At 73.4% G+C, this 26,615-nt stretch carries 24 protein-coding genes; 11 read left to right on the plus strand and 13 right to left on the minus strand.

The genetic code is table 11. The features are described from left to right. Positions 1-21 precede the first annotated feature (21 nt). The 5 genes from HJG45_RS04850 to HJG45_RS04870 are packed head-to-tail and all read left to right on the plus strand — an operon-like array spanning position 22 to position 4,112. Positions 22-879, plus strand: coding sequence for an EAL domain-containing protein (locus tag HJG45_RS04850; RefSeq protein WP_171610957.1), 858 nt, complete (start codon positions 22-24; stop codon positions 877-879). A gap of 57 nt (positions 880-936) precedes the next feature. Continuing rightward, positions 937-1,530 carry a pyridoxamine 5'-phosphate oxidase family protein gene (locus tag HJG45_RS04855; RefSeq protein WP_171610958.1) on the plus strand — a complete coding sequence of 198 codons (594 nt, stop codon included), beginning with the start codon at positions 937-939 and terminating at the stop codon, positions 1,528-1,530. A 25-nt stretch (positions 1,531-1,555) separates the two neighbouring features. Continuing rightward, complete coding sequence (locus HJG45_RS04860; protein WP_171610959.1) at positions 1,556-1,846, plus strand: DUF3253 domain-containing protein; 291 nt, start codon at positions 1,556-1,558, stop codon at positions 1,844-1,846. A gap of 49 nt (positions 1,847-1,895) precedes the next feature. Continuing rightward, entirely contained in the window at positions 1,896-2,345 is a 450-nt protein-coding gene (locus HJG45_RS04865) for a DUF1499 domain-containing protein (RefSeq protein ID WP_171610960.1), read from the plus strand. A gap of 27 nt (positions 2,346-2,372) precedes the next feature. After that, positions 2,373-4,112: an ABC transporter ATP-binding protein/permease gene (locus tag HJG45_RS04870; protein ID WP_171610961.1), complete on the plus strand. Its 1,740-nt coding sequence runs from the start codon at positions 2,373-2,375 to the stop codon at positions 4,110-4,112. 33 nt (positions 4,113-4,145) lie between these two features. Here HJG45_RS04870 and HJG45_RS04875 read toward each other — a convergent pair whose 3' ends face one another. The 3 genes from HJG45_RS04875 to HJG45_RS04885 form a co-directional block, all read right to left on the minus strand. Continuing rightward, a complete protein-coding gene (locus HJG45_RS04875) occupies positions 4,146-4,799 on the minus strand; it encodes a hypothetical protein (protein ID WP_171610962.1) in 654 nt (217 codons plus the stop codon). Between the two features lies 1 nt (position 4,800). After that, positions 4,801-5,391 (minus strand): c-type cytochrome, encoded by a 591-nt coding sequence (locus HJG45_RS04880; RefSeq protein WP_217362820.1) that lies wholly within the window; start codon positions 5,389-5,391, stop codon positions 4,801-4,803. Positions 5,392-5,486: 95 nt separating this feature from the next. Continuing rightward, positions 5,487-7,271: a PQQ-dependent dehydrogenase, methanol/ethanol family gene (locus HJG45_RS04885; RefSeq protein WP_217362821.1), complete on the minus strand. Its 1,785-nt coding sequence runs from the start codon at positions 7,269-7,271 to the stop codon at positions 5,487-5,489. A gap of 437 nt (positions 7,272-7,708) precedes the next feature. On the opposite strand from HJG45_RS04885, the gene HJG45_RS04890 reads away from it, so the two are divergent. Continuing rightward, positions 7,709-8,698, plus strand: a complete 990-nt coding sequence (locus tag HJG45_RS04890) for a YihY/virulence factor BrkB family protein (RefSeq protein WP_254452280.1) — start codon at positions 7,709-7,711, stop codon at positions 8,696-8,698. Between the two features lie 145 nt (positions 8,699-8,843). Here the strand turns inward: HJG45_RS04890 and recQ are convergent, their stop codons facing one another. From recQ to HJG45_RS04905, 3 genes are all read right to left on the minus strand, one after another. Continuing rightward, positions 8,844-10,673 (minus strand): DNA helicase RecQ, encoded by a 1,830-nt coding sequence (gene recQ / locus HJG45_RS04895; RefSeq protein WP_171610964.1) that lies wholly within the window; start codon positions 10,671-10,673, stop codon positions 8,844-8,846. Positions 10,674-10,739: 66 nt separating this feature from the next. Then, entirely contained in the window at positions 10,740-11,144 is a 405-nt protein-coding gene (locus HJG45_RS04900; protein WP_171610965.1) for an OmpA family protein, read from the minus strand. 111 nt (positions 11,145-11,255) lie between these two features. Next, complete coding sequence (locus tag HJG45_RS04905) at positions 11,256-12,212, minus strand: radical SAM protein (protein ID WP_368040513.1); 957 nt, start codon at positions 12,210-12,212, stop codon at positions 11,256-11,258. A gap of 204 nt (positions 12,213-12,416) precedes the next feature. On the opposite strand from HJG45_RS04905, the gene HJG45_RS04910 reads away from it, so the two are divergent. Then, entirely contained in the window at positions 12,417-15,632 is a 3,216-nt protein-coding gene (locus HJG45_RS04910; protein ID WP_171610966.1) for an adenylate/guanylate cyclase domain-containing protein, read from the plus strand. Positions 15,633-15,704: 72 nt separating this feature from the next. Here HJG45_RS04910 and HJG45_RS04915 read toward each other — a convergent pair whose 3' ends face one another. The 4 genes from HJG45_RS04915 to cydD all read right to left on the minus strand — a co-directional run bounded on the left by HJG45_RS04915 (position 15,705) and on the right by cydD (position 20,454). Then, positions 15,705-16,352, minus strand: coding sequence for a methyltransferase domain-containing protein (locus HJG45_RS04915; protein WP_171610967.1), 648 nt, complete (start codon positions 16,350-16,352; stop codon positions 15,705-15,707). Next, positions 16,349-16,942: a hypothetical protein gene (locus tag HJG45_RS04920; RefSeq protein WP_171610968.1), complete on the minus strand. Its 594-nt coding sequence runs from the start codon at positions 16,940-16,942 to the stop codon at positions 16,349-16,351. The genes HJG45_RS04915 and HJG45_RS04920 overlap by 4 nt, the downstream gene beginning before the upstream one ends. Before the next feature lie 186 nt (positions 16,943-17,128). Continuing rightward, positions 17,129-18,775 carry a thiol reductant ABC exporter subunit CydC gene (gene cydC, locus HJG45_RS04925; RefSeq protein ID WP_171610969.1) on the minus strand — a complete coding sequence of 549 codons (1,647 nt, stop codon included), beginning with the start codon at positions 18,773-18,775 and terminating at the stop codon, positions 17,129-17,131. A gap of 5 nt (positions 18,776-18,780) precedes the next feature. Then, on the minus strand, positions 18,781-20,454 hold the full coding sequence (gene cydD / locus HJG45_RS04930; RefSeq protein WP_171610970.1) for a thiol reductant ABC exporter subunit CydD: 1,674 nt from the start codon (positions 20,452-20,454) through the stop codon (positions 18,781-18,783). Positions 20,455-20,569: 115 nt separating this feature from the next. Here cydD and HJG45_RS04935 point away from each other — a divergent pair, with 115 nt between their 5' ends. Both HJG45_RS04935 and HJG45_RS04940 read left to right on the plus strand, forming a co-directional pair. Further along, positions 20,570-21,460: a polysaccharide deacetylase family protein gene (locus HJG45_RS04935; RefSeq protein ID WP_171610971.1), complete on the plus strand. Its 891-nt coding sequence runs from the start codon at positions 20,570-20,572 to the stop codon at positions 21,458-21,460. Further along, positions 21,457-22,014, plus strand: coding sequence for a lipocalin family protein (locus tag HJG45_RS04940; protein ID WP_217362822.1), 558 nt, complete (start codon positions 21,457-21,459; stop codon positions 22,012-22,014). The genes HJG45_RS04935 and HJG45_RS04940 overlap by 4 nt, the downstream gene beginning before the upstream one ends. Positions 22,015-22,174: 160 nt before the next feature. Here HJG45_RS04940 and HJG45_RS04945 read toward each other — a convergent pair whose 3' ends face one another. The 3 genes from HJG45_RS04945 to HJG45_RS04955 form a co-directional block, all read right to left on the minus strand. Further along, positions 22,175-23,074, minus strand: a complete 900-nt coding sequence (locus HJG45_RS04945; protein ID WP_171610972.1) for a hydroxymethylglutaryl-CoA lyase — start codon at positions 23,072-23,074, stop codon at positions 22,175-22,177. Next, complete coding sequence (locus tag HJG45_RS04950; protein WP_171610973.1) at positions 23,071-24,276, minus strand: CaiB/BaiF CoA-transferase family protein; 1,206 nt, start codon at positions 24,274-24,276, stop codon at positions 23,071-23,073. Before HJG45_RS04950 ends, HJG45_RS04945 begins: the two co-directional genes overlap by 4 nt. Positions 24,277-24,399: 123 nt before the next feature. Continuing rightward, the gene (locus HJG45_RS04955; protein ID WP_171610974.1) at positions 24,400-24,678 is read right to left on the minus strand and encodes a hypothetical protein; all 279 of its coding nucleotides are present in this window, start codon (positions 24,676-24,678) and stop codon (positions 24,400-24,402) included. A 284-nt stretch (positions 24,679-24,962) separates the two neighbouring features. Here HJG45_RS04955 and HJG45_RS28340 point away from each other — a divergent pair, with 284 nt between their 5' ends. Next, complete coding sequence (locus tag HJG45_RS28340; protein WP_217362823.1) at positions 24,963-25,163, plus strand: hypothetical protein; 201 nt, start codon at positions 24,963-24,965, stop codon at positions 25,161-25,163. After that, the gene (locus HJG45_RS04960) at positions 25,160-26,554 is read left to right on the plus strand and encodes an amidase (RefSeq protein ID WP_217362824.1); all 1,395 of its coding nucleotides are present in this window, start codon (positions 25,160-25,162) and stop codon (positions 26,552-26,554) included. The genes HJG45_RS28340 and HJG45_RS04960 overlap by 4 nt, the downstream gene beginning before the upstream one ends. Positions 26,555-26,615: the final 61 nt, after the last annotated feature.

Genomic DNA, 26,615 nt, shown 5'->3' on the forward strand with positions numbered 1-26,615 from the left:
GCCGCACAGAGGACAGGCAGGATGCCGTCAACCCCGCCCGATCGCTCGCTGGCGATCGCCGCCACCCTGCTCGACCAGGGGCTGCGCCGTCGCCTGGCCGGCGCGCTGCGTCGCGCCCCGGCGCGCGGCGAGCTTACCCTGCACTACCAGCCGCGCTTCCGCCCCCGGGACCGCCGCCGCATGGGGGTGGAGGCCTTGCTGCGCTGGCACCACGCGCCCTACGGGCAGGTGCCGCCCGATGCCTTCATCCCGATCGCCGAGGGGTCCGACCTGATCCTCGCCCTCGGCGCCTGGGTGCTGCGCCAGGCCACGGCCGATGCGGCGCGGCATCCCGAGCTCGGCCGGGTGGCGGTGAATGTCTCCGCGCGGCAGGTGGCGAGCGGTGCCCTGCCGGCCCAGGTCGCCGCCGCCCTGGCGGAAAGCGGCCTGCCGCCGGAGCGCCTGGAGCTGGAGCTGACCGAGACCCTGCCGCTCGAGGACCGGCCGGAGGCCGCCACCATGTTCGGCCGGCTGCGGGATGCGGGCATCGGCCTCGCCCTCGACGATTTCGGCGCCGGCCATGCCTCCTTCGCACGGCTGCGGGCGCTGCCCTTCAGCACCCTCAAGCTCGATCGCAGCCTGATCGCCCGGCTGCCCGAGGCGCCGACGGATCTCGCCATCCTGCGCGCGATCCACGACCTCGCCCGCGCCCTGGGCCTGCGCCTGGTGGCGGAGGGCGTCGAGCGCCCGGCGCAGCTCGCGGCGATCGAGGCGCTCGGCTTCGACGAGGTGCAGGGCTTCCTGCTCGGCCGCCCGGTGCCGCTCGGGAGCCTCGCGCCCGTGCCGCCGCCGCCCGAAGCCCTGCGCCATCCGGCCGAGGCCATGGATCTGGCAGGCTAGTTGCGCCAGGAGCGGCATTCGCCGCCGGCCGGCGATCCGCGATAGGCTCGGCCCGCCATGTCCCTCTCCGACACCAGCCGCACGCCCGAACCCGAGACCCTGGCCGGGCTGCGAGAGGCGGCCTTCCAGCGGCTCGTCCAGGCCGTCGAGGACCGCCACAGCCCCTTCCGCACGCCCACCCTGGCGACGATCGGCCGCGACGGCGCCCCGGCGCAGCGCAGCCTGATCCTCCGCGCCGTCGACGCGGCCGCCCGCCATCTCGACCTACACACCGATTCCCGCAGCGCCAAATGCGCCGAGCTGGCGGCCGAGCCGCGCGCCGCGCTGCATCTCTACGATGCCGCCGCCGGCATCCAGCTCCGCCTCGCCGGCCGGGCGCGGCTGCATGCCGGCGATGTCCTGGCCCTCGCCGCCTGGGAGGCCTGCCCGGCCGCGAGCCGGCTGAGCTACGCCGCCGCCGCGGCGCCCGGCACGCCCGTCGCCGCGCCGCCGTCACCCCCCGCCGACGCGACGGGGGCGGCGGCGCATTTCGCCCTCATCCGCTTCACCTTCGACCGCATGGAATGGCTCGACCTGCGCCGCACCGGGCATCGTCGCGCCCGCTTCGCCTGGACGGCGGGTGGATTGCGCGAAACCTGGCTGGTGCCATGACCGCCGCGGCGTATTCTGCCCCGCCATGCCACATCCCGAGCCGCACGCCCCCGAGCCTGACGCCATCGCCTCCGAAATCCTGCGCCAGACGGCCGCCTGCGGTCCCGCCGGCTCCATCAGCCCGAACGACGTGGCCCGCAGCCTCGCCGGCGGGGAGGAGGCGGCCTGGCGCCCGCTCCTCGGCCCGGTGCGGCAGGCGGCGATGGCGCTCGCCGAGGCGGGGCGGCTGGAGATTCTGCGCAAGGGCAAACCGGTGCCGATCGCCGAGGTGCGGGGCGTCATCCGCCTGCGCCAGCCCGGCGGAGCCGCCGCGTGAGCCTCCCGCCGCCAAGGGCGAGAGCTGGGGCGAGAGCGGGGGCAAGGGCATGAGCGCGCCCATCGCCGCGCTCTTTGGCCGGGGCATTGGCGGGCTGCCGCCGGCGGCACCGGTGGATTTCGCCCGGCTGCGCCTGCCAGCCTCGCCCAATACCTGCCTCGCCGCGCCGGCGGGGGCGCATCCGGAGGCGCATATCGCCGTGCCGCCCCTGCCGGTCGATGCCGCGACCGCCTGGCCGGCGCTGCGGGCGCTCGGCGACGGCATGCCGCGCGTCTTCCGCTACGGCGAATGGCCGGAGCGGCGGCAGGCGCAATGGGTCGCCCGCTCCGCGCTCATGAACTACCCGGACATCATCGCGGCCGAGCTGGTGCCCGGTCCGGCGGGCGCCGGCCTCTTCCTCTATTCCCGCAGCCTCTTCGGCTGGTCCGATCTTGGCGTGAACCGCAAGCGGGTCGAAGCCTGGCTCGCCGCCCTCGACGCCGCGCTGCGACGCCGCTGACCCTCCCCGCGCATCCCGGAGACCTGCATGCGCAGCCTCGCCTCCTTCCTGCACGATGCCTGGCGCATCGCCGCGCCCTATTGGCGGAGCGAGGAGCGCTGGCGGGCGCGGCTGCTGCTCGGCGTCGTCATCCTGCTGAACCTCTCGCTCGTCGGCATGAGCGTGCTGCTGAGCTACTGGAACCGCGAGCTGTTCAACAGCCTGCAGGCGAAGGACGGGCCGGCCTTCTGGGCGCTGCTCTTCTGGTGGCGGCAGACCGAGAGCGGCCCGATGCCGGGCTTCGTCTTCGTCGCCGCGCTCTACATCCTGATCGCCATCTACCAGCTCTACCTGCGCCAGGCGCTGCAGATCCGCTGGCGCGGCTGGATGACGCGGCAGGTGCTCGACCGCTGGCTCGCCAACCGGGCCTATTACCGCATTGCCCTCACCGATCCCGGCACCGACAACCCGGACCAGCGCATCTCGGAGGACCTGCGCCTCTTCGTCGATGACAGCCTCGTCCTCGGCCTCGGGCTGATGCGCTCGGTCGTCACGCTGTTCAGCTTCATCCTGGTGCTCTGGGGACTCTCCGGCCCGGCGACGGTCTTCGGCATCGAGATCCCCGGCTACATGGTCTGGGTGGCGCTGATCTATTCCCTGGTCGGCACCAGCCTGGCGCATGTCGTCGGCCGCGCGCTGATCCCGCTCAACTTCAACCAGCAGCGCGTCGAGGCGAATTTCCGCTACGCCCTGATGCGGTTGCGCGACAATGCCGAGGGAGTCGCGCTCTATGGCGGCGAGGCGGGCGAGAAGCAGGGCCTGACGCATCGCTTCCGCGCGGTGATCGAGAATTGGTGGGGCATCATGGTCGCCACCAAGCGCCTGACCGCCTTCACCGCCGGCTATTCCCAGGTGGCGATGATCTTTCCCTTCGTCGTCGCCGCGCCCGCCTATTTCGCCGGCCGCATCCCGCTCGGCGCCCTGACCCAGACGGCGGACGCCTTCGGCTCGGTGCAGGGCGCGATGTCCTGGTTCGTCGACAACTACAGCAGCCTGACCGAGTGGCGCGCCACGGTGAAGCGGATCACCGGCTTTCTCGACGCCATCGAGACGGCACGGGGCGAGAGCGCCGCGGGCGCCGGCGTGCGGGCCGAGGCGGAGCCGCGGAGCGACCTCGCCCTCGATGCCGTCACCCTCGCCCTGCCCAACGGGCGGGTGCTGCTCGAAGGCGCCTCGGCCGGGATCCGGCGTGGCGAGGCGGTGCTGATCGCCGGCCCCTCGGGCTCGGGCAAGTCCACGCTCTTCCGCGCCATCGCCGGGATCTGGCCCTTCGGGGCCGGGCGCGTGCGGGTGCCGGCCGATGCCTCGGTGCTGTTCCTGCCGCAGCGGCCCTATCTGCCGCTCGGCACGCTGCGCCAGGCCCTCTGCTACCCGCGCGACGCGGCGGCCTTCGGCGAGGCGGAGATCCGCGCCGCGCTCGAGGATGCCGGGCTCGGCCACCTCGCGCCCCGGCTGGACGAGGAGGATGCCTGGGATCGCCATCTCTCCGGCGGCGAGCAGCAGCGGGTCGCCCTGGCCCGGGCGCTGCTGCTGAAGCCCGACTGGCTGTTCCTCGACGAGGCGACGGCCAGCCTCGACCCGGCCGCCGAGGCGCGGTTCTACGAGCTGCTGAAGGAGCGGCTGCCCGGCACCACCCTGGTCTCCATCGCGCACCGGCCTGCCGTCGCGCAGTACCACGAACGGGCGCTGCGGGTGCGGGAGGGCCGGCTGCAGGCGGGACCGGCGTGATGCCGTCCCGCCCTGGTCCGCCCCACTGGCCGCTCAGCCGTTGCGGCGGAGGATGGTGAGAACGGTGCCCCCGGAGAAATTGCGCAGCTCCTCGCCCTCGTGCCGGTACAGCCAGCGCTCGAGCAGGAATTGCCGGTCCGCGGTCTGCTTGTCGCAATGCTCCTTGATGAAGATGCCGCCGACCGCCTCCTCCTCGCCCGTCGGCGGCGCGCTGCGGCAGGTCCAGCCCTCCTCGCCGAAGCGCGCCTTCACCTGGTCGCCGAACAGGAAGGCCTTGCGGCGCTGGAACAGCCTGGCCTCCGGATCCGTGCGCATGCGCAGCCCGTCGAGACGCGCGTCGCCGCCGATCAGCAGCGAGAGCAGCATCGGCTGGCCCGCCACCTTGGTGCCGGCATAGCGCTCGTTCGAGCGCGCCAGCGGCGTGGTCTGGTCGTAGCGGAAGCTGACCTCGTGCAGGCCGGTCTCCGCCTCGGCGGGGCAGCGCCGGTACTCGCTCCAGGCCTCCAGCCTGATCTCCGGCCGCGCCGCGCAGGCGAGCTCGACATAGCCGCTCGCCGGCAGGTCCGCGATCGGCATGCCGATGCGGAATTCGCGCAGCTCGTTCTGCTCGGCCATGGCGGGCGATGGTGCCGACATGGCGAGACCGAGGAGGCCGGCCAGGGCGCCGGCGCCGTAAGGGCGGCGCATCTCAGCGCGCGATCGGCCGGCCGGCGGCATCGGTCGCCGGTTCGGCCGCGCCGGCGGGCCGGTAATGCTGGCACATGCGGGAGCTGTCGCCGAAGAAGCTGGTGCAGTCGGCGTAATTCGGCTCGCCCTTGCCCTTGATCTCGGCCAGCACGTAATCGACCACCGATTCGATCTCGCGCGGCCGCAGGGAGCGGGGCCCGGCCATCGGCATCGACTCGCCGAGCTCCTCGCGGGTGATGCCGTAGCAGCCATCCGCGGCATAGGCGTCGCGGTCGAAATAGGGCATGCCGGTATTCGGCCGGCCGCAGCGCACCACCTCCATGATCTGCTCCTTGGTCAGCGCCGTGGCGCGCAGCGACAGCGCCGCGCCGCCGTAGCCGCCGCCACCATCGCCGTGCCATTTGTGGCAGCCGACGCAATTGGCCTCCTTGTAGATCTTCATCCCCGCCGCGTTCGGCTTCATCAGGGGCGCCTCGGAGCTCAGGCGCCCCTCGGCGGCGGCGAGCCGGACGAGGCCGGCCGCGCCGGCCACCCCGAGACCGATCATCACCAGCGCGGCGTAACCGGTCCGGCGCTTCGAATTGCAGGACAATGCACAGGCTCCGCAGAGTGGCGTGAAGGAGAATGGCATGAAGGCGGGGCACCCCTCCGGGCGCCCCGCCGCTGGTCATCTCCGTCCGGTTCGGATCAGAGCGCGAAGACGTAGAGCGTCGAGCTCGGCGGCACCGCCTTCAGCTCCGGCGTCGCCTCGACGAACCACTTGTCCCAGGCCCCGCCGAGGCCGACCAGGATGGCGATGTACTGCTTGCCATCGGCCATGAAGGTCATCGGCGGCGCGTTCACGCCGCCGCCCGCCTCGAAGGACCAGACCTTCTCCAGCGTCTTGGCGTCGAGCGCGAAGATCTCGCCATCCGGCTGGCTGCCGAAGAGCAGGTCGCGCGTGGCGAGGAAGCCGCCGAGCTGCGGGAAATGCGTCTCCAGCTTGGCCGCGATCTTGCCAGTGTTGACATCGATGGCGGTGACGCTGCCGGTGATCCGCTCATGCTGGCTCGGTCCGCCGCCGGTGAAGAACTCGCGCGGCTTGAAGGAGACGCCGGGCTTCATCTCCTCGTTGGTGATCGTGTTGCAGCTCTCGATCACCGGGATGTACCAGTAGCGCAGCGTCGGGTTGTAGGCGGTCGGCGGCCAGTTCTTGCCGCCCATGTTGCCGGGGCAGATGACGGCCTTGCCGGTCTGGCGGTTGGCGACCGAGGCCGGCTGGTAGGTCTGGACCGGCTTGTTCGGGTCGTACTCGTTCGGCTTGCCGCTCTCGGGGTTCAGGCCGGAGGTCCAGTTCACCCGCTTCACGAAGGGCGTGCCCCAGACGAAATTGCCGTTCGCCCGGTCGAGCGCATAGGCGAAGCCGTTGCGGTCGGCGGTCAGCGCCAGGCGGCGCGGCCCGGAGGCGCCAGCGGAGGGCAGATCGATCAGCACCTTCTCCGAGACGCTGTCATAGTCGTAGGGATCGTTCGGCGTGTGCTGGAAGTGCCACTTGATCTTGCCGGTCTCGGGATCGAGCGCGAGGGTGCTGTCGGTGTAGAGGTTGTCGCCCGGGCGGTACTCGTTGTCCCAGTCCGGCCCGGGATTGCCGACGCCCCAGTACAGCGTGTTGGTCGAGGGCTCGTAGCTGCCGGTCACCCAGGTGGAGCCGCCGCCGGTCGCCGCGGCGTTGTAGCTGTCCTTCCAGGTCTCGGCGCCCGGCTCGCCCTTGGCCGGGATGGTATGGGTGCGCCAGACCTCCTTCTGGGTCTTCAGGTCGGTCGCCGCGATCCAGCCGCGGATGCCGTATTCGGCGCCGGAGACGCCGGTGATGGCGAGGTCCTTCACGATCAGCGGGGCCGCCGTGATCACCTCGCCCTTCTCGGGATCGGCGACCTGCCGCTGCCAGACCACCTCGCCGGTCTCCTTGTTGGTGGCGATCAGCCGGCCGTCGAGCGAGTGCGAGACGACGACATCGCCCCAGAGCGCCACGCCGCGGTTGTCGACGCCGCAGCAGGCGACGGCGCCGGCCCAGTCGTGGTCGGTCTTGGGGTCCATCTTCCAGAGCAGCTTGCCGCGGCCGTTGCGGGCATCGACCTTGTAGACGGAGCCCCAGCCATCGGTGACGTAGAGGAAGCCGTTCTCGGCGATCGGCGTGCCCTCAAGCCCGCCATGGCTCCAGATGCCGCCGCCCTCGGTGCCGCCGAGATGCAGGGTCCAGGCGACGCGCAGGTTCTTCACGGTGTCGCGGTTGATCTGGTCGAGCGGGGTGAAGCGCTGGCCGTCATAGCTGCGATGGTGGTTGAGCCAGTTGCCCGGCTCCTTGTCCACGTTCTGCAGCCGGTCCTGCGTCACCTGATCCGCGGCGCGGGCCGGCTGGCCGAAGGCTGCGGCGGCAAGCGCGCAGGTCAGCGCATAGGCGCTGACCCGGCCAAGGCGATGGTTGTTGGACACCTTCGTTCCCTCTCCCCGATTTCCGGCGATTCCGGGCTTTTCCGCCCCGGTTCTTGCTGGGTCGAACCATGCTCGCGAACATGCGCGCCGGCCAAGGGCCTCCCGCCTGGCGCGAGATTTTGTGATCAACATGGCCTTAATGTTGCGTAATGCAGGAGTTTTCGCGGTGAAGTTGCGAAACCGGGACGGATTACAACGAGGATAGGAGTGGACCGTTCCCCTTGCCCGGGAAGCGCCTGCTCCCGGCTCCGGGAAGCTTCGGCCGCCGGATCGGGAGAATCGAACCATGGCCGCCCGCCCGGCGCCAGCCGTTTCCCTTGCGGCCTGGTCAGCCGGCGCTGGACAGCGGGGCCGGCCGGGGGAAACCTCGGCCCCGCATTGCCCGTTCTGGCCGCGATGCAGCCCGGGGCCGGCCGTCCCGCGGCGGGGAGAACGGCATGCTGCAGAGGGTCTGGGAGCTGATCCGCGGGAGCGTCGAGGGCTACATCGCCGACGACGCGATGAGCCGCGGCGCCGCAATCGCCTACTACACCTTCTTCTCCCTCGCCCCGCTGCTGGTCATCGCCATCGCCATCGCCGGCCTGTTCTTCGGCTCGCAGGCGGTCGAGGGCGCGGTCGCGCATCACCTGCAGGAGCTGATGGGCGAGACCGGCGCGCAGGTGGTCGAGGGGCTCATCCGCAGCGCCGCCGACCGCCAGCAGGGCCAGATCGCGGCGGTGATCGGCATCGTCGTCCTGCTGGTCACGGCGAGCAGCGTCTTCAGCGAGGTGCAGGCGGCGCTCAACATCATCTGGCGCGCGCCGCCGGTCGAGCGCGACACGGTGCTGCACCTCATCCGCAACAAGCTGATCAGCATCGCCCTGGTCCTCGCCACCGGGGTGCTGCTCCTTGGCTCGATCCTCGCAACCGCGGTGCTGGCCGCCATCACGAGCTGGGCGACGGAGCTGGTGCCGGAGACCGGCGAGCTCATCGGGCTCGCCAATTTCGCCCTGTCCTTCCTGCTCACCGCCTGCGTCTTCGCCGGTGTCTACAAGGCGCTGCCCAACCGGCATATCGGCTGGCGGGATGTCGGCATCGGCTCGCTCGTCACCGCCTTCCTGTTCACCATCGGCAAGTGGCTGATCGGCATCTATATCGGTACCAGCGGCATCACCAGCACCTATGGCGCGGCCGGGGCCCTGATGGCGGTGCTGGTCTGGATCTACTACTCGGCGCAGATTTTCCTGCTCGGCGCCGAGTTCACCAAGGTCTGGGCCGGCATGCAGGGCAATGCCGAGGCGCAGGAGGCGCTGGCCGCCGCGCCGATCAAGCCGGTGCGGCGGCCGCGCAGCGAGCGGCCGAAGAGTGAGCGGCCGAGCATGGCGCCGACCGTCGGAGCTGCGGCGCTCACCACCGTCGCGCTGACGCTGCTGAAGCGCCGCCGCTGAGGCCTCTTACCCGGCGCGCGACGTTCCAATCCGCGGCCCGCAGGGCCGAGCGCCCGCGGCCCATGCCGCGACGCCAGGCCGCAGGACGCGGCGCCGGTGCCCGCGCCTGCGGGCATGGATGTGGCAACATCAATGCACATCGGCATCACCCCTCGGCCTTGACGAGCCGCAACACCTCATCGGCATAGCGCTCGAGCTTGCTGCGCCCGACGCCCGGGACCATCGCCAGATCCTCGGCGTCCCGCGGCCGCATCGTTGCGATGGCGGCGAGCGTCTCGTTGGAGAAAATCATGTAGGCCGGCAGGCCCTGCGCCTCCGCCTCGCGCTTCCGCCAGGCCCGCAGCGCCTCGAACAGCGGGTCACCGGCCATGGCGGGCGGCGTGCCGCGGCCGGCGCGCTCGCGCGGTGCCGCCTCGCGCACCGTCTCGGCCCGCAGCATCACCTGCTGCTCCCCCTTCAGGATCGGCCGCGCCGCATCGGTCGGCACCAGCTCGCCATGGTTCTCGATGGCGACATCGAGCGCGCCCTGGGCGACGAGCTGCCGCGCCACGCCGCGCCAGGCGGCCTCCGAGAGATCCTTGCCGACGCCGAAGGTCGGCAGCCGGTCATGGCCGAACTGCGCCACCTTGTCGGTGACGCGGCCGCGCAGCACATCCACCAGATGCCCGACGCCGAAGCGGCGGCCGGTGCGCAACACGGCGCTCAGCAGCTTCTGCGCCGGCACCGTGCCGTCGAACAGCTTCGGCGGGTTGCGGCAGACATCGCAGGCGCCGCACCGCTCCTCCCCCTCCTCGCCGAAGCAGCGGAGCAGGATGCGGCGGCGGCAGGTGGCGGCCTCGGCGATCGAGACCATGGCCTCCAGCCGCGCCCGCTCGATCCGCTTCTGCTCCTCCGGGGCCGGGCTCTCCATGATCCGGTGGCGGGCGAGCGCGATGTCGCCGGCGCCGTAGAGCAGCAGGGCGCGGGCCGGCAGCCCGTCGCGGCCGGCGCGGCCGATCTCCTGGTACCAGCTCTCCGGCGAGCGCGGCAGGTCGAGATGCGCCACCCAGCGCACGTCCGGCCGGTCGATGCCCATGCCGAAGGCGATGGTCGCGGCCATGACCATGGCATCGCCGCGGGCGAAGCGGCGATGCGCCTCGCGCTTCGCCCCGGGCTCCATGCCGGCATGGAAGCAGAGCGCGTCATGGCCGTCGGCGCGCAGCCAGGCGGCGGTCTGCTCGGTCTTCGCCCGGCTGCCGCAATAGACGATGCCGGCGCCGGTGCCGTCCGAGGCCGCCTTGATGAAGGCGCGGAGCTGGCCGCGCTCGCTCTCGCGCGGGGCGGCGGCGATGTGGATGTTCGGCCGGTCGAAGCCGCCGCGGAAGACCGGGCTGTCGCTGAGGCCGAGCTGGGCGCGGATGTCCTCGACGGTGCGCGGATCGGCGGTCGCGGTGAGCGCCAGCCGCGGCACCGCCGGGAAGCGTTCCGCCAACAGGCCGAGGCCGCGATATTCGGGCCGGAAGTGATGCCCCCACTGGCTGACGCAATGCGCCTCGTCGATGGCGAAGAGGGCGAGCGGCCGGCGCGCCAGGAAGTCCAGCGTGCCGTCCAGCACCAGCCGTTCCGGCGAGACGTAGAGCAGCTTCAGCGTGCCCTGGGCGAGGTCGCGCCGCACCTCCCGCGCATGGTCCTCCGGCAGCTCGGAATGCAGCGCGGCGGCGGCGATCCCCTGCTGCCGCAGCGCCGCCACCTGGTCCTCCATCAGCGCGATCAGCGGCGAGACGACGACGCCGAGGCCGGGGCGGCAAAGGGCGGGCACCTGGTAGCAGAGCGACTTGCCGCCGCCCGTCGGCATGAGGACGAGACCGGAGCCGCCCGCCATCACATGGCGAACGATCTCCTCCTGGCGGCCGCGGAAACCGGGATGGCCGAAGACACGATGGAGAACGGCCTCGGGCGTCTCGCCCGCGCTGTCCTGCCTCGGCTGGTCGAGCATGCGGCGCCTATAGCACGCCGCGGAGGATTCCAACGCCCCCGGATGCGATCCGGGGGGTCGCGGCGCTCAGCCGCCGATCACGATCTCCACCCGCCGGGACTCGGTCGGGAAGCTGTCATAGGGCACGGCGCCGCGCGGCTCGATCCTGATGCGGCCGCGGTTGACGCCGGCCTCCGCCAGATGGTCGGCGACCTGCTGCGCCCGCGCCGTCGCAAGCGCCTTGTTGAAGGCGCCGGTGCCGGCATCCGGCGCGGCGAAGCCGCGGACCCGCACCGGCTGGTCCGGCCGCCGCTTCGCCGCTGCCGCCGCCTGCAGAATGACGTCATGCGCCTGGTCGTCGAGCGCGGCGCTGTCGGCGTTGAAGAAGACGACCGAAGCCGGCACAGGCTGCGGCGCTTGCGCCGGCGCCGGCTGCTGGCAGGCGGCCAGGGCCAGCAGAGGCAGGGCGGCGAGAGCAAGGCGGCGGCGCATGGGACGACTCCGGTTCGGACAGGAACAGGATTGCTCCCCGAAACCGTCCGGCCGTCAACCGTAACCGTAGGCGCCACCGCGGCGGCTACGCCCCGGCCGCGACCCTGGCGATCAGCGCGAGCAGGCCGCGCCGCCGAGGACGCAGAATTTCGCGCAATGCGGGTGGTTCAGCGGCACCGGCCGCACCGCCTCGGCGAGCGTGCCGCCGAGCTCGAACTGCGGATCATAGGGCAACAGGGTGCAGGCGAGCACCGCCGGCCGCGCCGCGCCGCGCCGCTTCACCACCATCCGGGCGGAGGCGCACATCAGGCTCTCCGGGCTCTTGCGCAGGATGCCCCAGCAGGCGGTGGTGATCTCGGGCACGTCGGCCGCCGCATCCATCTCCGGGAAGAGCATCAGCGCCACGGGATCCGCGGCATCGATCGGGATGCCCTGCGCGGCGAAGAGCCGGGCGAAGCCGGCCCGCATCGCCGCCTCCCCCTCCTCGCCGAAGGCGGCGCGGCCGGCGACGTTCAGCCGGAAGCCCTGCCGCGCCAACCAGCCGAGCCCGGCCAGCGCCTGGGCGAAGCTGCCCGCCTGGCGCTCCAGGTCATGCAGGGCGGCCGTGTGATGGTCGAGGCTCACGCGCAGCGTCAGCCGGTCGCCATGCGCCGCGCGCAGCGCCAGCAGGGCATCGGCCTGGTGGCGCATCGGCTTCATCGCATTGGTCAGCACCAGGGCGCGCAGCCCGCGGCCCAGCACCGCCTCCAGCATCCGCGGCAGGTCGCGGTTGAGGAAGGGCTCGCCGCCGGTGAAGCCCACCTCCTCGACCGGCAGGCCGTCCCGGTCGATCTCGGCGAGGTAGGCCTCCAGCTCCGCCGCCGTGAGATAGGCGAGCGCGTCGTTGCGCGGGCTGCTCTCGATGTAGCAGTGGCGGCAGGTGATGTTGCAGAGCGTGCCGGTGTTCACCCAGAGGGTGCGCAGCGCCCCCAGCGCCACGCTGGCCCGCGTCTCGCCCTTCGCGGTGACCAGGGGATCGCGGAATTTCGCCGGGTCGAGGGGCGGCGCGGACATGGCGGCGGAGGACACGCGGCGAAGGCTCCCCGAGGGTTCGGGTTGAACGCGATCCGCTGTAGCACGACGGCGCCCGGCCCCATAACCGGGCTGCCCCGTCGTCGCCTTGGATCCTCGCCTCGGAACGAGACGCCGCATCTTCGTTGCCGAAGGAGCGTTTCCTTTCCCGCTTCCCCAACGAACACCGGACAGGGCCGGTCGGCCAGCGGAGGTGGAGCGATGCGATGTGCGGCGTGCGGCGCGGCCAATCCCGATGCCCACGGGCATTGCGGCGCCTGCGGCGCGCGCCTCGACCCGGCCTGCCCGGCCTGCGACCATGCCAACCCGCCGGACAGCCTCTTCTGCCGCCAGTGCGGGCTCGCCCTCGCCGCCGGCCTGCCGCTCCCCCTGCCGGGCCCGCCCCGCGGCAGCGGCGAGCTGAAGCAGGCGACGGTCCTCTTCGCCGATATCCCGGCCTCGGCCGAGCTGGTGGCGGCGCTGACCGCCGAGCAGGCGATGGAGCGGCTGGAGCAGATCGTCGCCGTCATGTGCCGCACGGTCGAGCGCTGCGGCGGCACTGTGACGACGCGGCTCGAGGACGGGCTGCTGGCGCTCTTCGGCGCGCCGCGCGCGCAGGAAGCGCATTCGCTGCTCGCCTGCCGCGCGGCGCTCGCGCTGCAGGCCGCCTTCCCGCCCGGCCCCGGGGCGCCGGCGCTGCGGATCGGTCTGCATGCCGGCGAGATCGTCGCCGATGCGCCGGATGCCGATCCCGGCCAGGCGCGGCAGGCGCATGGGCTGACCATCCATGTGGCGAACCGGATCATGACGGAGGCGCCCGCCGGCGCGGTGCTGATCTCCGATGCGGTGGAGCGGCAGGTCCGCGGCCATGGCCGGACCCAGCCCTTCGGCCGGCACGCGCTGCGCGGCGTCCCGGCGCCGGTCGGGCTGCACAGCCTGCTCGACCTCGCCGAGACCGGGCCGGGGTGGGATTTCCAGGCGCCCGGCCGCACCTCCTTCCGCGGCCGCGCAGTCGAGATGGCGCGGCTGCGCGAGGCGCTGGCCGCCGCCGCCGACGGCGCCGCGCCGCTCGTCGCCATCGCCGGCGCGCCGGGGGTCGGCAAGAGCCGGCTCTGCTTCGAATTCGCCGAATGGTGCCGCGCCGAGGGGGCCGAGGTGCTTGCCGCCCGGGCGCTCTCCTATGGCCGCGAGACGCCGCTGAGCCCGCTGATCGACATTCTCCGGCAGCTCCTCTTCGACCCCGTGCCGGACGAGGCGACGGAGGTGACGCCGGAGCGAGTGGCGGCGCGGCTCGCACGGCTCGACGCGGCCTTCGCCGCCGATGCGGCGCTGGTCTGCAGCTTCCTCGGCCTCTCGGGCACGGAGGCCAACCCGCGGCAGATCGAGCCGTCCTTCCGCCTGCAACGGCTGCGCGAGATCCTTCGCGCCCTGCTCCGCCAGCGCGACGCCAGGGTCTCGCTCATCCTCATCGAGGATCTGCACTGGCTCGACGTCGCCAGCGAGGCGGTGGTGGCGGCGCTCGCCGAGGCGGCGCGGGGCAGCCGCACCATGCTGCTGCTGAACCACCGGCCGGAATTCCGCGCCGCCTGGCTGCACGAGGCGGCGCCGCAGGAGATCGCGCTCGGCGAGATGGGTCTCGAGGAGAGCCGCGCCCTGCTGGGCGAGCTGCTCGGCGACCGCGCCGAGCTCGGCCGGCTGCGCGAGCATCTGGTGGAGCGCAGCGGCGGCAATCCCTTCTTCGCCGAGGAGCTGGTGCGCTCCCTGGTCGAGGCCGGCACGCTCACCGGCACGCCCGGCGCGCATGCGCTGGCGCCGGGCATCCGCATCGAGCAGCTCGCCCCCGGCCTGCCGCCGACCCTGCAGGCGGTGATCGGCGCCCGCATCGACCGGCTCGCCGCGCCCGAGCGCTGGCTGCTGCAGATCTGCGCGGTGATCGGCAAGGAGGTGCCTTTCGACGTGCTCGAACGGGTTTCCCGCCTGCCGGTGCGGCAGATCGATGCCAGCCTGACGCAGCTCTGCGAGGCGGGGCTGCTGACGGCGCAGCCGGGGCCGGACGGCACCGTCTACGCCTTCCGCCACCCGATGATCCAGGAGGTGGCCTATGCGACGCAGCTGCGGGCGCGGCGCGCCCCGCTGCACGCCGCCGTCGCCGCCTTCATCGAGGCGCAGGACGCCGACCGCCTCGACCAGTCGGCCGGGCTGCTCGCCTATCACCACGAGGCGGCCGGACATCTACGCGAGGCGGCGATCTTCGGCGCCCGGGCGGCGCATTTCGCCGGCCGCTCCAGCCATGCCCAGGCGCTGCGGCACTGGCACCGGGTGCGGGACCTGCTGGGCGGCCAGGCGCGGGCGCCGGCGACCGACCCGATCCGCGTCATGGCGAGCGCGCAGATCGCCTATCGCGGCTGGATGGACGGCATGACGGCCGAGGCGGCGCAGCCCTACATCCAGGAATCGCTCGGCTGGGCGCGCGAGATCGACGACCGCATGGTGCCACTGCTGCTCTTCGTCGACGGCCGGATCGCCGGGGCGAGCGGCGGCCCCGCCGATGCCTATGTCACCCGCGTGCGCGAGGCCATGGCCCTGCTGCGGCCCGGCCGCGATGCGGGGCGCAGCGCGACACTCAGCGCCTCGCTCTGCCAGGCCTATGGCTGGGCCGGGCTGCTGCGCGAGGCGCTGGCCGCGAGCGACGCGGCGCTGGCAGCGCTGCCGCATCTCGAGCCGGAGGACGAGCAGTTCCTCGGCTTCAATGTCGGCCACTGGATCACCAGCCTGCGCGGCCGGGTGCTGCTGCGGCTCGGCCGGCTGGTCGAGGCGCGGGCCTGCCTCGCCGGCATGCTGGCCATGGACGAGGCGCTGGTCGCACCGACGGTGCGCTACATCAGCCATTTCGGCCTGAGCGAGATCGGCTGCCTGGAGGGCGACCCCGCCGAAGCGGGGCGTCATGCCCTGCTGCTCTCCGGCCTGGCGGCGCGGCACCGCATGCCCTATCTGCGGGCCTGGGCCTATGACTGCGAGGCGAGCTACCGGCTCAGCATCGACGAGCCGGCGGAGGCGGCCCGGCTCTACACGGAGGGCCTCGATCTGGTGCGCCGGTCGCATGTCGCAATGGAGATCGAGGCCGACATGCTGGCCGGGCTGGCGGAATCGCGGCGCGGCATGGGCGCGGTGTCGCAGGCGCTCTCCACGGCGCTCGCCGCCGGCCAGCTCGCGCGTCGGCGCAATTCCCGCCTCGCCGAGGGCCGCGCCTGCATCACCCAGGCGGCGGCCTGGCTCGACCAGCAGGGCGCCGAGGGCGCCGACCGCGCGGCGACGCTGCTGGATCGGGCCGAGGCGCTGATCGCGCAGACCGGCGGCATCATCCTGCGGCAGCGCCTGGCGCCGGTGGCGGCGCGGCTGGAGCGGATCGCGGCGGGGCGCAAGCGTCCCGAAGCGTGAATCCGCTCCATCGACAACGATCGCCGCGGATCGCGGCGGGGCGCAGGCGTCCCGAGGCGTGACGCCGCCGGATCACGGCGGTGCGGGCGGCCGGCGCACCAGCAGGGTGAACTCGCCGAGGCCGTCGCCGCTGGCCAGCGTCACATCGGCGCCGAACGCGGTCTCGCAATGGCGGATCCAGGGCTCCGGCCTGGTGCGGTACAGCCCCTCGCGCCCCGGCTGGCCATCCGCCCGCGGCAGCATGAAATTCACCGCGAAGCCGCGCCGGCTGGTCGCGTGCAGGATGCCGAGCGTGTCGCGGATGAAGACCTCCCAGAGCGGCTCGGGATGGTCGAGCCGCACGTTGAACAGCCCGCTCGCCAGGCCGTAATCGGCGACGCGCCCGGGCGTCGCGCCGATGCGGAAGGCATGCCGCGGCCAGCGCCGCCGGGCGCGGCGGATCATGGCGGCGGAGAGATCGGCGCCGCAGTAGTCGATGCCGGCCGGGTCGTGCCGCTCCGCCAGGAAGTCGAGCAGCGCGCCGTAGCCGCAGCCGAGATCGTTGATCGAGACGCCGTCCCAGGATTCGACGAGCTGCAGCAGGCGCGCGAAGCGGAGCTGCTGGGTCGGCAGGCAGCGCCAGTCCACGCCCAGCGGCGTCGCGCCGTGGCGGCGCAGGCAGCCGGTGTAGTAGCGCCCGACCGCGGCGTGGACAGCCCCCAGCCCTGGCGGCGCCGTCACTTGTCCTTCTTTTTCTTCGCCGCCTTCCGCTCCCCGGCCTTCTTCGGCGCGGGCGCGGGAGGCGGGGGCTGATCCGGCGTGCCGGGCGAGGCCGCGCCGCCGGACTGGCCGAGCCGCGGCCGCATCGGCAGCGAGACCGTCACGTAGTCCTGCGCCATGTAGTGCAGCGGCCGATCGCCGGCGGTGACGATGACCCGCCACTGCTTCTCGTCCTCGCCTTCGGCCGGATGGCTGGTGAAATGCACCGGCAGGACCGGATCGGCGGCGAAGTTCGCCAGCAGCGCCCGCACGATGCAGGCATCACCATCGACACCCGGTTCAGAGGACTGCATCTTCCGGAGGTCATCCAGGTATTTGAACCAGCGCGCCTTGGCCCGCGGGTTGTAGACTCCGCCGGTGCTCAGCAGCGCGACGCTTTGCGCGAAGCGGCGCCCCGCGCGGAAGATGTCGAACTCCTTCTGCAACGCGGCCAGCTCGGCGATGCCGGTGACCCATTCCGTCTCCTCCTTCATGGAGGGCGCGAAGCGCAGGTTCAGCATGTCGAGGAAGGTACCGACGAAGATGTCGTCGGCCATCATGCGTCCGCCCATGCCATTCTCTCCTGGGAATATCCGGCTGAAATGACGGCGCGCGGCGCGCCGTACGGGAGGCATCTCGGCGCGGCGCCGGCCCGGGCTCAAGCGCGATCCGCGTCCCCGGCATGCCGATTGCGTGAGGTCAATGCGGCGGCGCAACCCTCGCGCTGCCCCTCCCTTCGCGTCGGAAGGGTGGCCCGCTCAGCCCGCGGCCGGCAGCGCCCGGCCGCCGACCAGGCGAAGGATGCGGGTCGGCCGCTCCACCCCGGTCAGGCGATGCGTCACCAGGATCACCGTGCGGCCGGCCGTCACCGCCTCCAGCGTCTCGAGGAAGGCGCGCTCCGTCTCGGCATCCAGCCCGGCGGTCGGCTCGTCCAGCACCAGCACCGGCGCGGCGGAGAGCAGCACCCGGGCGAGCGCGATGCGCCGCGCCTGGCCACCCGAGAAGCGCGCGCCGCCCTCGCCGCAGCGCGTCGCCAGCCCTTCCGGCAGGGCCCGCACCAGCTCGCCGATCCCGGCGCGATCGAGGGCGCGCCAGAGCGCGGCATCGGGCGCCGCCGGCGCGGCGAGGCGGAGATTGGCGGCGATGCTGTCGTCGAAGAGCCGCGCATCCTGGGTCAGGCAGGCGATCCGGTGGCGGACGAAATCCGAGGGCAGTTCGGCGATGTCGGTGCCGCCGAGGGTGATCCGCCCGGCCTGCGGTGCCGCCAGCTTCAGCAGCAGGGCGACGAGGCTCGACTTGCCGATGCCCGAGGGGCCGAGCAGCGCCAGCCGCGTGCCCTCCGGCAGGTCGAGATCGAGGCCCTGGAAGACCGGCCCGCGCGCCGCATCCCAGGCGAAGTCGAGCCCCTCGACGCGGATCGCATAGCCCTCCGGCTCCGGCGCCGGCCGGGCGGGCTCGGCGAGCGGGGGCGGCGCATCGGCCAGCTCGAACAGCCGCCGCGCCCCGGCCGCCGCGCTGGCGAGCGCGATGCCGGCGCGCGGCAGCAGGCCGAGCGTCTCGGCCGCGGCGACCGCGAGGAAGAGGCCGAGCACGGCGAGCGGCGCGGCGCCGGCGCCGCTCGCCAGACCCCAGGCCAGCGCCCCGAGCAGCGCCGCCTGCACCAGCAGCCCGCCCGCCGCCCCGGCCACCGCGCTGCGGCCGCCGAGGCCGCGCTGCGCCGCGGCGAGCTGCCGACCGGCCTCGGCCAGGCGCGCCGCTGTCGTCGCCTCGCCATTCGCCGCCAGCACGTCCTCGGCGCCGAGCAGCGGGTCGATCGCCGCGGCGCGCAGCCGGCCCTGGGCACGCGCCGCCTCGCCCGCCGCCCGGGCGGCGCCGGGCGCGAGCAGGAAGGGCAGCAGCAGGGCGAGGCCGAGCGGCAGGGCGAAGGCGGCGGCGAGCAGCGGCGCGCCGGCCAGCAGGGCGGTGCCCCCCAGCACCACGGCGAGGGCGGCGAGCGTCGGCACCAGGCTGCGGAGATAGAGGCCGTCCAGCGCATCGACATCGGCGACCAGCCGCCCCAGCAGGTCGCCGGAGCGGCCAAGGCCGATGCCGGCCGGCAGCCGCTCGGCGAGGCGGCGGAAGAACCAGATGCGGGTATCGGCCAGCGCCCGGAAGGTCGCCGCATGGGTGACCATGCGCTCGACCCAGCGGGCCGCCGGGCGCAGCAGGATGAGCGGGCGCAGCAGCAGCACCGCGACGCCGCCGGCGAGGGCGGCGCCGCCGAGGGCGGCCGCGACTCCCTGCCCCGCCAGGGCGAGCAGCGCCACGCCGAGCAGGGCCGAGCCGGCCGCGACGAGGATGCCGGCGAGCAGCCAGCCGGCCTGCGCCCGCCAGAGGCCGAGTACGCGGCGCAGGTCCCGCCACATGCCGCTCAACCCTCCGCCGCCCGGGACGGGCCGGCGACCCGGCCCTCGGCGATCTCCAGCACCCGGCCGAGCCGGGCCCGCGCCCCGCTATGGCTGGCGATGATGGCGGTGCGGCCGATGCAGAGGCGCTGCAGGCTGTCGATCACCAGCGCCTCGGTGCCGGGATCGAGATGCGCGGTCGGCTCGTCGAGCAGCACCAGCGGCCGGTCGCGCAGGAAGGCGCGGGCCAGGGCCACGCGCTGCGCTTGGCCGCCGGAGAGGCCCCAGCCGCCCTCGCCGACCAGGGTGTCGAGCCCTTCCGGCAGGTCCTCGGCGAAGTCGAGCACATGCGCGGCGCGGGCGGCGGCCTCGACCTGCGCCCCCGTCGCCTCCGGCCGGACGAAGCGGATGTTCTCGCGCAGCGTCGCGCGGAAGAGATGCGGGCGCTGCCCGACATAGGCCGAGAGCCGCCGCAGCTCGGCCGGGCGCAGCGCCATCGCATCCTGGCCGTTGATCGCCACACGGCCGGCATCGGGCCGGACGAAGCCCATCAGGATGCGCAGCACCGAGGATTTCCCGGCGCCGGAGGCCCCCGCCAGCACCAGAGTCTCGCCGGCGCTGGCGCGGAAGGAGAGGCCGTCGAGCGCCGGCGGCCGGGCCGGGTCGTAGGCCAGGCGGACATCGCTGAAGGTGACGGTGACGCGCGGCGGCAGCCCGGCCAGCCGGAGCCCGTCCTGCTGCACATCGGCGAGCAGGGGCGCCAGCGCCGCGGCGGCGCCGGCGGCCTGCATCCGGTCCTGATAGGCGGCGGCGAAGGCGCGCAGCGGGGCGAAGAAGGCGGGCACCAGCAGCAGGCTGAACAGCGCCGCGGTCGGATCGCCGCCATCGGTCAGCAGGTCGCGGTGACGCCAGGCGAGGCAGGCGAGCACCCCGGCCGAGAGCAGTTCGAGCGCCGTGCCGGAGAGGAAGGCGACGCGCAGCACCTTCATGGTGTGCCGCCGCAGCGCCGTCGCCGCCTCGCCCAGCGCCGCGGCCTCCGCCTCCTGCCGGTTGAACAGCACCAGGGTGGGCAAGCCGCGCATGCGGTCGAGGAAGCGGCCGGAGAGGCGGCCGAGCGCCTCGAATTGCCGCCGGCTCGCCTGCGCCGCGCCGATGCCGGTCAGCGCCATGGCCACCGGATAGAGCAGGCCGGCGAGTGCGAGGATGGCGCCGCTGCCCGGATCCGCCCAGGCGAGCCCGGTGCAGACCAGCACCGGCCCGGCCACGGCCAGCGCCGCCGCCGGGATCCAGCGGGCGAAGTACCCGTCCAGCGCCTCGATCCGGTCGACCACCAGGGCGGCCTGCTCGCCGATGCCGCTCGCCGCCCCGGGGGCGCGCTCGAGCAGCCGCAGGAAGGCCGCATCGCGCAGCCGGGCCCGCGCCGCCTCGCCGGCGGCGAGCTGCGCCCGTTCCTGCGCCAGGGCCAGCCCGGCCCCGAGCAGGGCGAAGGCGGCGGCGGCGGCGAGGTCCGGCCAGCCGGCCCCGCCATGGCCGAGCAGGGCGGCGAGCAGCCGCGCGACCAGCCAGGCGCCGGCCATGGCGGCGAGCAGGCCGCAGAGGCCGAGGAGGATCGGCAGTCCGACCTGTCGCCGCAGGGCGCGGGATTCGCGGCGCAACAACGACCGGGCCGCGCCGTCGCGGGCTGCCGAGGGAGAGTCCATGGGATGCTTCTAATCCCGCCGCACGGCCGCCGTCACGCCGGCGCCTTACCATCTGCCTTGCCTGGGGCTGAAACCGCCGTCAGATGGGATCGGAAGGTTCCGGAGTCAGCCGCCGATGCTGCCGAGCCATGGCCGCTTCGCCTATCACCCCTGGCCCGCGCGGGCACGCTATGCCTGGCCCGGCGGCGCCCGTCTCGCGGTCTATCTGGGCGTCAACCTCGAGCATTTCGCCTTCGGCGAGGGGCTGGGCGCGGAGCTCGCTCCGGCCGGGCCGCAGCCCGACATCCTGAACCATGCCTGGCGCGACTACGGCAACCGGGTCGGCGGCTGGCGGCTGCTCGAGCTGCTGGACCAGCTCGCCCTGCCGGCGACCGTGCTGCTGAACGGCAGCCTCTACGACCACGCGCCGCAGCTCGCCGCCGCCCACCGCGCCCGGGGCGACGAGATCGCCGGCCATGGCTGGACCAATTCCGAGCGGCAAACCCTGCTGTCGGAAGCCGAGGAGCGGCGGATGATCGCGGCCAGCACCGAGGCCATCCGGCGCCATGAGGGGCGGCCGCCGCGCGGCTGGCTCTCCCCCTGGATCGCCGAGAGCCATGCCACGCCGGACCTGCTGGCTGAGGCGGGCTACGCCTACACGCTCAACTGGTGCATGGACGACCAGCCGGTCTGGATGGCGACGCGGGCCGGGCGGCTGCTCGCCATCCCCTACCCGCAGGAGCTGAACGACATCCCGGCGATCGTCGCCCGCAAGGACAGCGCCGAGCAATTCGCCGCCATGATCCACGCCGAGTTCCAGGAGCGGCTGGAACAGGTGGCGCGCGACGGTGTTGCACAGGTCATGGGCATCGCGCTGCATCCCTACATCATCGGCCATCCCTACCGGCTAAGGGCGCTGCGGGGCGCGCTCGCCGCCATCGCGGCGCGGCGCGACGCGGTCTGGATCACCACGGCGGGCGCCATCTTCGACCATGCCGCCGGCCTGCCCGAAGGGGTGGTGCCGTGAACCGAGGCGCCCTGAAGCGCAGCCTGATGGCCGCGGCGCTGCTGCTGCCGGGCTGCGTCGCGCGGCCGGATGCGACGACGCTGCGGCCCGTCGCTTCGGTCGACCTGTCGCGCTATCTCGGCACCTGGCACGAGGTGGCGCGGCTGCCGATGTGGGCACAGGATTCCTCCCGCGTCTCCTGCGAGGACGTCACCGCCACCTACAGCCTGCGTCCCGACGGGCAGGTGGCGGTGGTGAATCGCTGCCTGAACGCCCTGGCCGGCGACGCGCCGCGCGAGGCCAAGGCCACCGCCTATGTGGTGGAGGGCAGCCAGGGGGCGCGGCTACGGGTCAGCTTCTTCTGGCCCTTCTACGGCAATTACTGGGTGATCGGCCTCGATCCCGACTATCGCTGGGCGGTGGTGGGCGAGCCCTCCCGCCGCTGGCTCTGGGTGCTCTCCCGCACGCCGCGCCTGCCGCAGGCCGAGTTCGAGCGAGCACTCGGCATCGCCCGCGCCAATGGCTACGACCTCGCCCCGCTGAAGGTGGCGCGGCAGCAGCGCGGGCCGGGCTGAGGGGCGTCGCGCCCCTTTCCCTGCCGCCAAGGCTGGAAGCTCGGAGCGCTTGTTAGCCTCCATTGCCCTTCCGAGGCTTTGCCTCGGAAAGCTGTGACGTCTCTGGGGCTGCGAGCCTCACCGGGGCCCCCGCGAAGAGGCGCAGCGGCTTCGTGGGGATCTAGGCTGCCTGCCGCGCCGCCGGCACCCGCCGCATGGCGCCCCCCGGGGTCGCGCCCGGCACCGCCGCCGCCAGATCGGCCGCGACCAGCAGCTTCGCCCAGTCCGTGCCGGTCTCGACGCCCATGCGCCGGAACAGCCAGACCACGTCCTCCATCGCCACATTGCCCGTCGCGCCCGGCGCGAAGGGGCAGCCGCCGATGCCGCCCGAGGCGGCGTCGAAGATGCGGCAGCCCGCCTCCCAGGCGGCGGTCACATTCGCCACGCCCATGCCGTAGGTGTCATGGCCATGGAAGGCGAAGGGGTTGGGCCAGGTCTTCAGCGCATGCTCGAAGACCTGCCGCACCTGGTCGGGCGAGGCATTGCCCGTGGTGTCGGCGAGGGCGATCTCCATCTCCGGATCGAGCGCGGCGACGCGGCCGGTGAAGGCGATCGCCTCCTCTACCGGCACCACGCCCTCGAAGGGGCAGTGGAAGGTGCAGGAGAGATTGAAGCGGATCTTCGTGCCCTTCGGCGTGTCGCGCACGATGGCGGCGAGATCGGCGAAGCTCTCCTCCCGCGTGCGGTTCAGGTTCGCCTTGTTGTGGCTCTCCGTCACCGACATGAAGAGGCCGAGCCGGTCGGCGCCGGCATTGATCGCCGCCTCGAAGCCCTTGCGGTTCGGCACCAGCACCGTGCATTCGAGGCCGGCGAGCTGCTTCGCCGCCTGCAGCACCGCGCCGGTATCGGCCATCTGCGGCACAGCGCGGGGGGAGACGAAGCTGCCCACCTCCATGCGCCGCAGCCCGGCCTCGTAGCTGGCGCGGACCAGCGCGATCTTGGTCTCGGTCGGCACGAAGGCGCCGATGGATTGCAGCCCGTCGCGTGGCGCGACCTCGGAGAGTTCCACCTGCCCGGTCATGCGCTTTCCTCCTTCGCCAGCATCTCGAAGACCTGCTCGTTGTGCGCGCCCGCCGCCGGGCCCGTCCAGCGCACCATCTCGCGCGGGCTGACACCGTCGAGGCGGAAGGGCGCCGCCGGATGCAGCACCTCGCCGATCAGCGGGTCCTGCACCGCCATCACCATCTGCCGCGCCTGGAAATGCGGGTCCTCGACGCAGTCGCGCATGTCGTAGAGCCGCGAGCAGGGCACCTCGGCCTTCTCCAGCACCGCCTCGGCCTCGGCCGCCGGCAGGGTCCGGGTCCAGGCGGCGATCATGGCATCGAGTTCGGCGACGTGCTCGCAGCGCAGCGCGTTGGTGGCGAAGCGCGGCTCGGCCGCCGCCTCCGGCCGGCCGATCGCGGCCATCAGGCGGCGGAAGATGAGGTCGGAATTGCCGGCGATGCAGAGCCACTTGCCGTCGGCGCAGGGATAGGTGTTGGTCGGCGCCGCGGTCTTGATGGCCGCGCCCTGCGGCTGCCGCACCCAGCCGAAAAGGCCGTATTCCGGCAGCATGCCCTCCATCAGCGAGAAGACGCTGCCGACGAGATCCACGTCGATCACCCGCCCCTTCGCCGCCGGGTCGCCCTTCACCTGCCAGCAGCCGGCGACCAGCGCCATGGCGGCGTACATGCCGGCGAGGTCGTCGCTGATCGAGACGCCGCAGCGCGGCGGCGGCAGCTCGGTCTGGCCGGGATTGGCGGTGAGGTGGCGCAGCCCGCCCATCGCCTCGCCGATGGCGCCGAAGGCCGGCTTGTCGCGATAAGGCCCGTCCTGGCCGTAGCCGCTGATGCGGGCGATGACGAGGCGCGGATTGACCGCGTGCAGTTCCGCCGGGCCGAGGCCGTAGCGTTCGAGCTGGCCGGGGCGGAAATTCTCGACAAGAGCATCCGAGCGCGCCACCAGCCGGCGCAGCTTCGCCTTATCGGCGGCGTCCTTCAGGTTGAGCGTGACCGAGAGCTTGTTGCGGCCATGGACGCTGAACCAGACGGCGTGTCCCTCGACCGCCGAGCCCCAGCCGCGCACCGGATCGCCCTCGGGCGGTTCCACCTTGATCACCTCGGCGCCGAGATCGGCCAGCAGGCGGGTGGCGAAGGGGGCGGCGATGTAATGGCCGAGCTCGAGGATGCGGAGGCCGGCCAGCGGCAGGCGGGAGGGTCCCGCGACGGGGTCATTCTCGGACATGGCTGGCAGACATAGGCCAGATCGGCGCCGGCCGGAACCGCTGCACGGCCATGCGCCATGGAGTCGAAGGGGGCGGGTCCCGCGGCCGGGTTCAGACCCTGGCCCGACCCGCCCCCGCGGGACTCAGCGGAAGGGCATCGGCGGCTGCGGCATCGCCTTGCCCTTGGCCGCGTCCTGGTCGCTCATCCGGTTCAGGTTGCTGGTCGTGTCGGGCCCTGCGCCGGGCGAATTGGTGCCGGCCTGGGCGCGGGCGAGGCTCTGCGCGTTAAGCTGGTCCGCCATGTTGTCCTCGGACGCGCCGGGGGCGGCCCGGCGATGCTTCGTGCTCGCCGCATCCGCCGAACCGGCGGCAAAGGCGAAGGCCAGGGCCGCGACGGCCGTGGCGAAACCGGAAAGGCGCATTCTTCCTTCCTTTCTCATGCTTGAAGCGGAGCCCGCGGGGCCCTCGCCGCTGGATCATTGGGCCATTGCCGCGCGGCCGGAATGGTCGCTCACGGCGAAGTTCCCCAAGCGCCACGAGCTTCCAACGGTTGATGCCCGCCGTCCACACCAATCGCAGAAGGCCGACCGGGTTTCACCGCCGCCGGAATTCGGCCAGCATGCGTCTCCGAACCGCGTCGGCGGATCGCCCTTCGCGTCGGTCCGTCCCGGCGGCGACGTGCTTCACAAGGGGGACCTTCCGGCCGATGTCCGATTCCACGTCACGTCACGCCATCCTGGCCGAGGCCGCGGGGCTGCAGCGCGCCTGGGCCGAGCACCGCGCCGATGTCGAGGAGGCGATCGCCGCCGCCGCCCGGCTGCATTCCAGCTTCGCCCGTCCGGCCGATCCCGCCATCGAGCCGCTGCCGGCGCAGCGCGCGCCGGAGCCGGTGGAGCACCGGCGGTGACGGCGCCGCATCTCCTGCCGCTGGCCGAGGCGGCGGCGCTGATCGCCGCCCGGCGCCTCTCCCCGGTCGAGCTGCTGCAGGACTGCCTGGCGCGCATCGCCGCGCTCGAGCCGCAGTTGCATGCGGTGATCCGGCTGCTGGCCGAGGACGCCATGGCGGCGGCGCGCGCCGCCGAGGCCGAGATCGCGACGCACGGCCCGCGCACGCCGCTGCACGGCATCCCGGTCGGCCTCAAGGACATCATCGATCTCGCCGGCCAGCCCACCACCTGCCATTCGAAATTGCAGCTCGACCGGGTGGCGGGGACGGATGCCGCGGTGGTGGCGCGGCTGCGCGCGGCCGGGGCGGTCTTCCCGGCCAAGCTCGCCACGCATGAGTTCGCCATCGGCGGCCCGGCCTTCGACCTTCCCTTCCCGCCCGCGCGCAACCCCTGGAACACGGCGCATCACCCGGGCGGCTCCTCCTCCGGCTCGGGCGCGGCGGTGGCGGCGCGGATGCTGCCGGCGGCGCTCGGCACCGATACCGGCGGCTCGGTGCGGCATCCGGCGACGCATTGCGGCCTGGTCGGGCTGAAGCCGACCTATGGCCTGGTCTCCCGCCGCGGTGTCTTCCCCCTCTCCTTCACCCTCGACCATGTCGGGCCGATGACGCGGACGGTGCGGGACAACGCGCTGCTGCTGAACGCCATCGCCGGGCACGATCCCGGGGATCCCGGCAGCGCTGCACGCCCGGCCGAGGACTACACGCTCGGCCTCAATGACGGCGTCGCCGGGCTGCGGATCGGCTTCGTGCGGCATTTCCACGCCGCGGACGTGCCGGCCTCGCCCGAGGTGGCGGCGGCGCTCGAGGCCGCGGCGGCGCTGCTCGCCGCCGAGGGAGCGGCGGTGCGGGACGTCACCCTGCCGCCGCTCGGCGAGTTCGCCGCGGTCAACCGCGCCATCATGCTGCCGGAGGCGGCCTCGGTGCACGAGGCCTGGCTGCGCGAGCGGCCGGGCGACTATGCCGCGCTCACCCGGCGACGGCTGCTGCCGGGGATGTTCATCTCGGGCGCCGACTACGTGCAGGCGCAGCGGCGGCGGCGGCAGCTCACCGAGGCGGTGCAGGCGGCCTTCGCCGAGGTGGACCTGCTGCTCTGCGCCAGCTCGATGGATCCGGCCTGCCTGATCGAGGATGCGGCGGAGGTGGAGCGCACCTATCCGCGGCAGGCCCGCACGCCCTTCAACGTCACCGGCCATCCGGCGATCTCGGTGATGTGCGGCGTCAGCAAGGCGGCCGGGCTGCCGCTCGGCCTGCAGCTCGTCGGCCCCGCCTTCGGCGAGGCGCTGATCCTGCGCGCCGCCGCGGCCTATGAGCGCGCCGCGCCCTGGCGGGAGATGATGCCGCGGCTCTGATTTCCCCACGACGTCGCTGCGCGACGCCGCGGGGGCCCCGGTGAGTCGCTTCCGGCCCTGG

This window comes from Roseicella sp. DB1501, assembly GCF_013112485.1.
Taxonomy (GTDB): domain Bacteria; phylum Pseudomonadota; class Alphaproteobacteria; order Acetobacterales; family Acetobacteraceae; genus Paracraurococcus.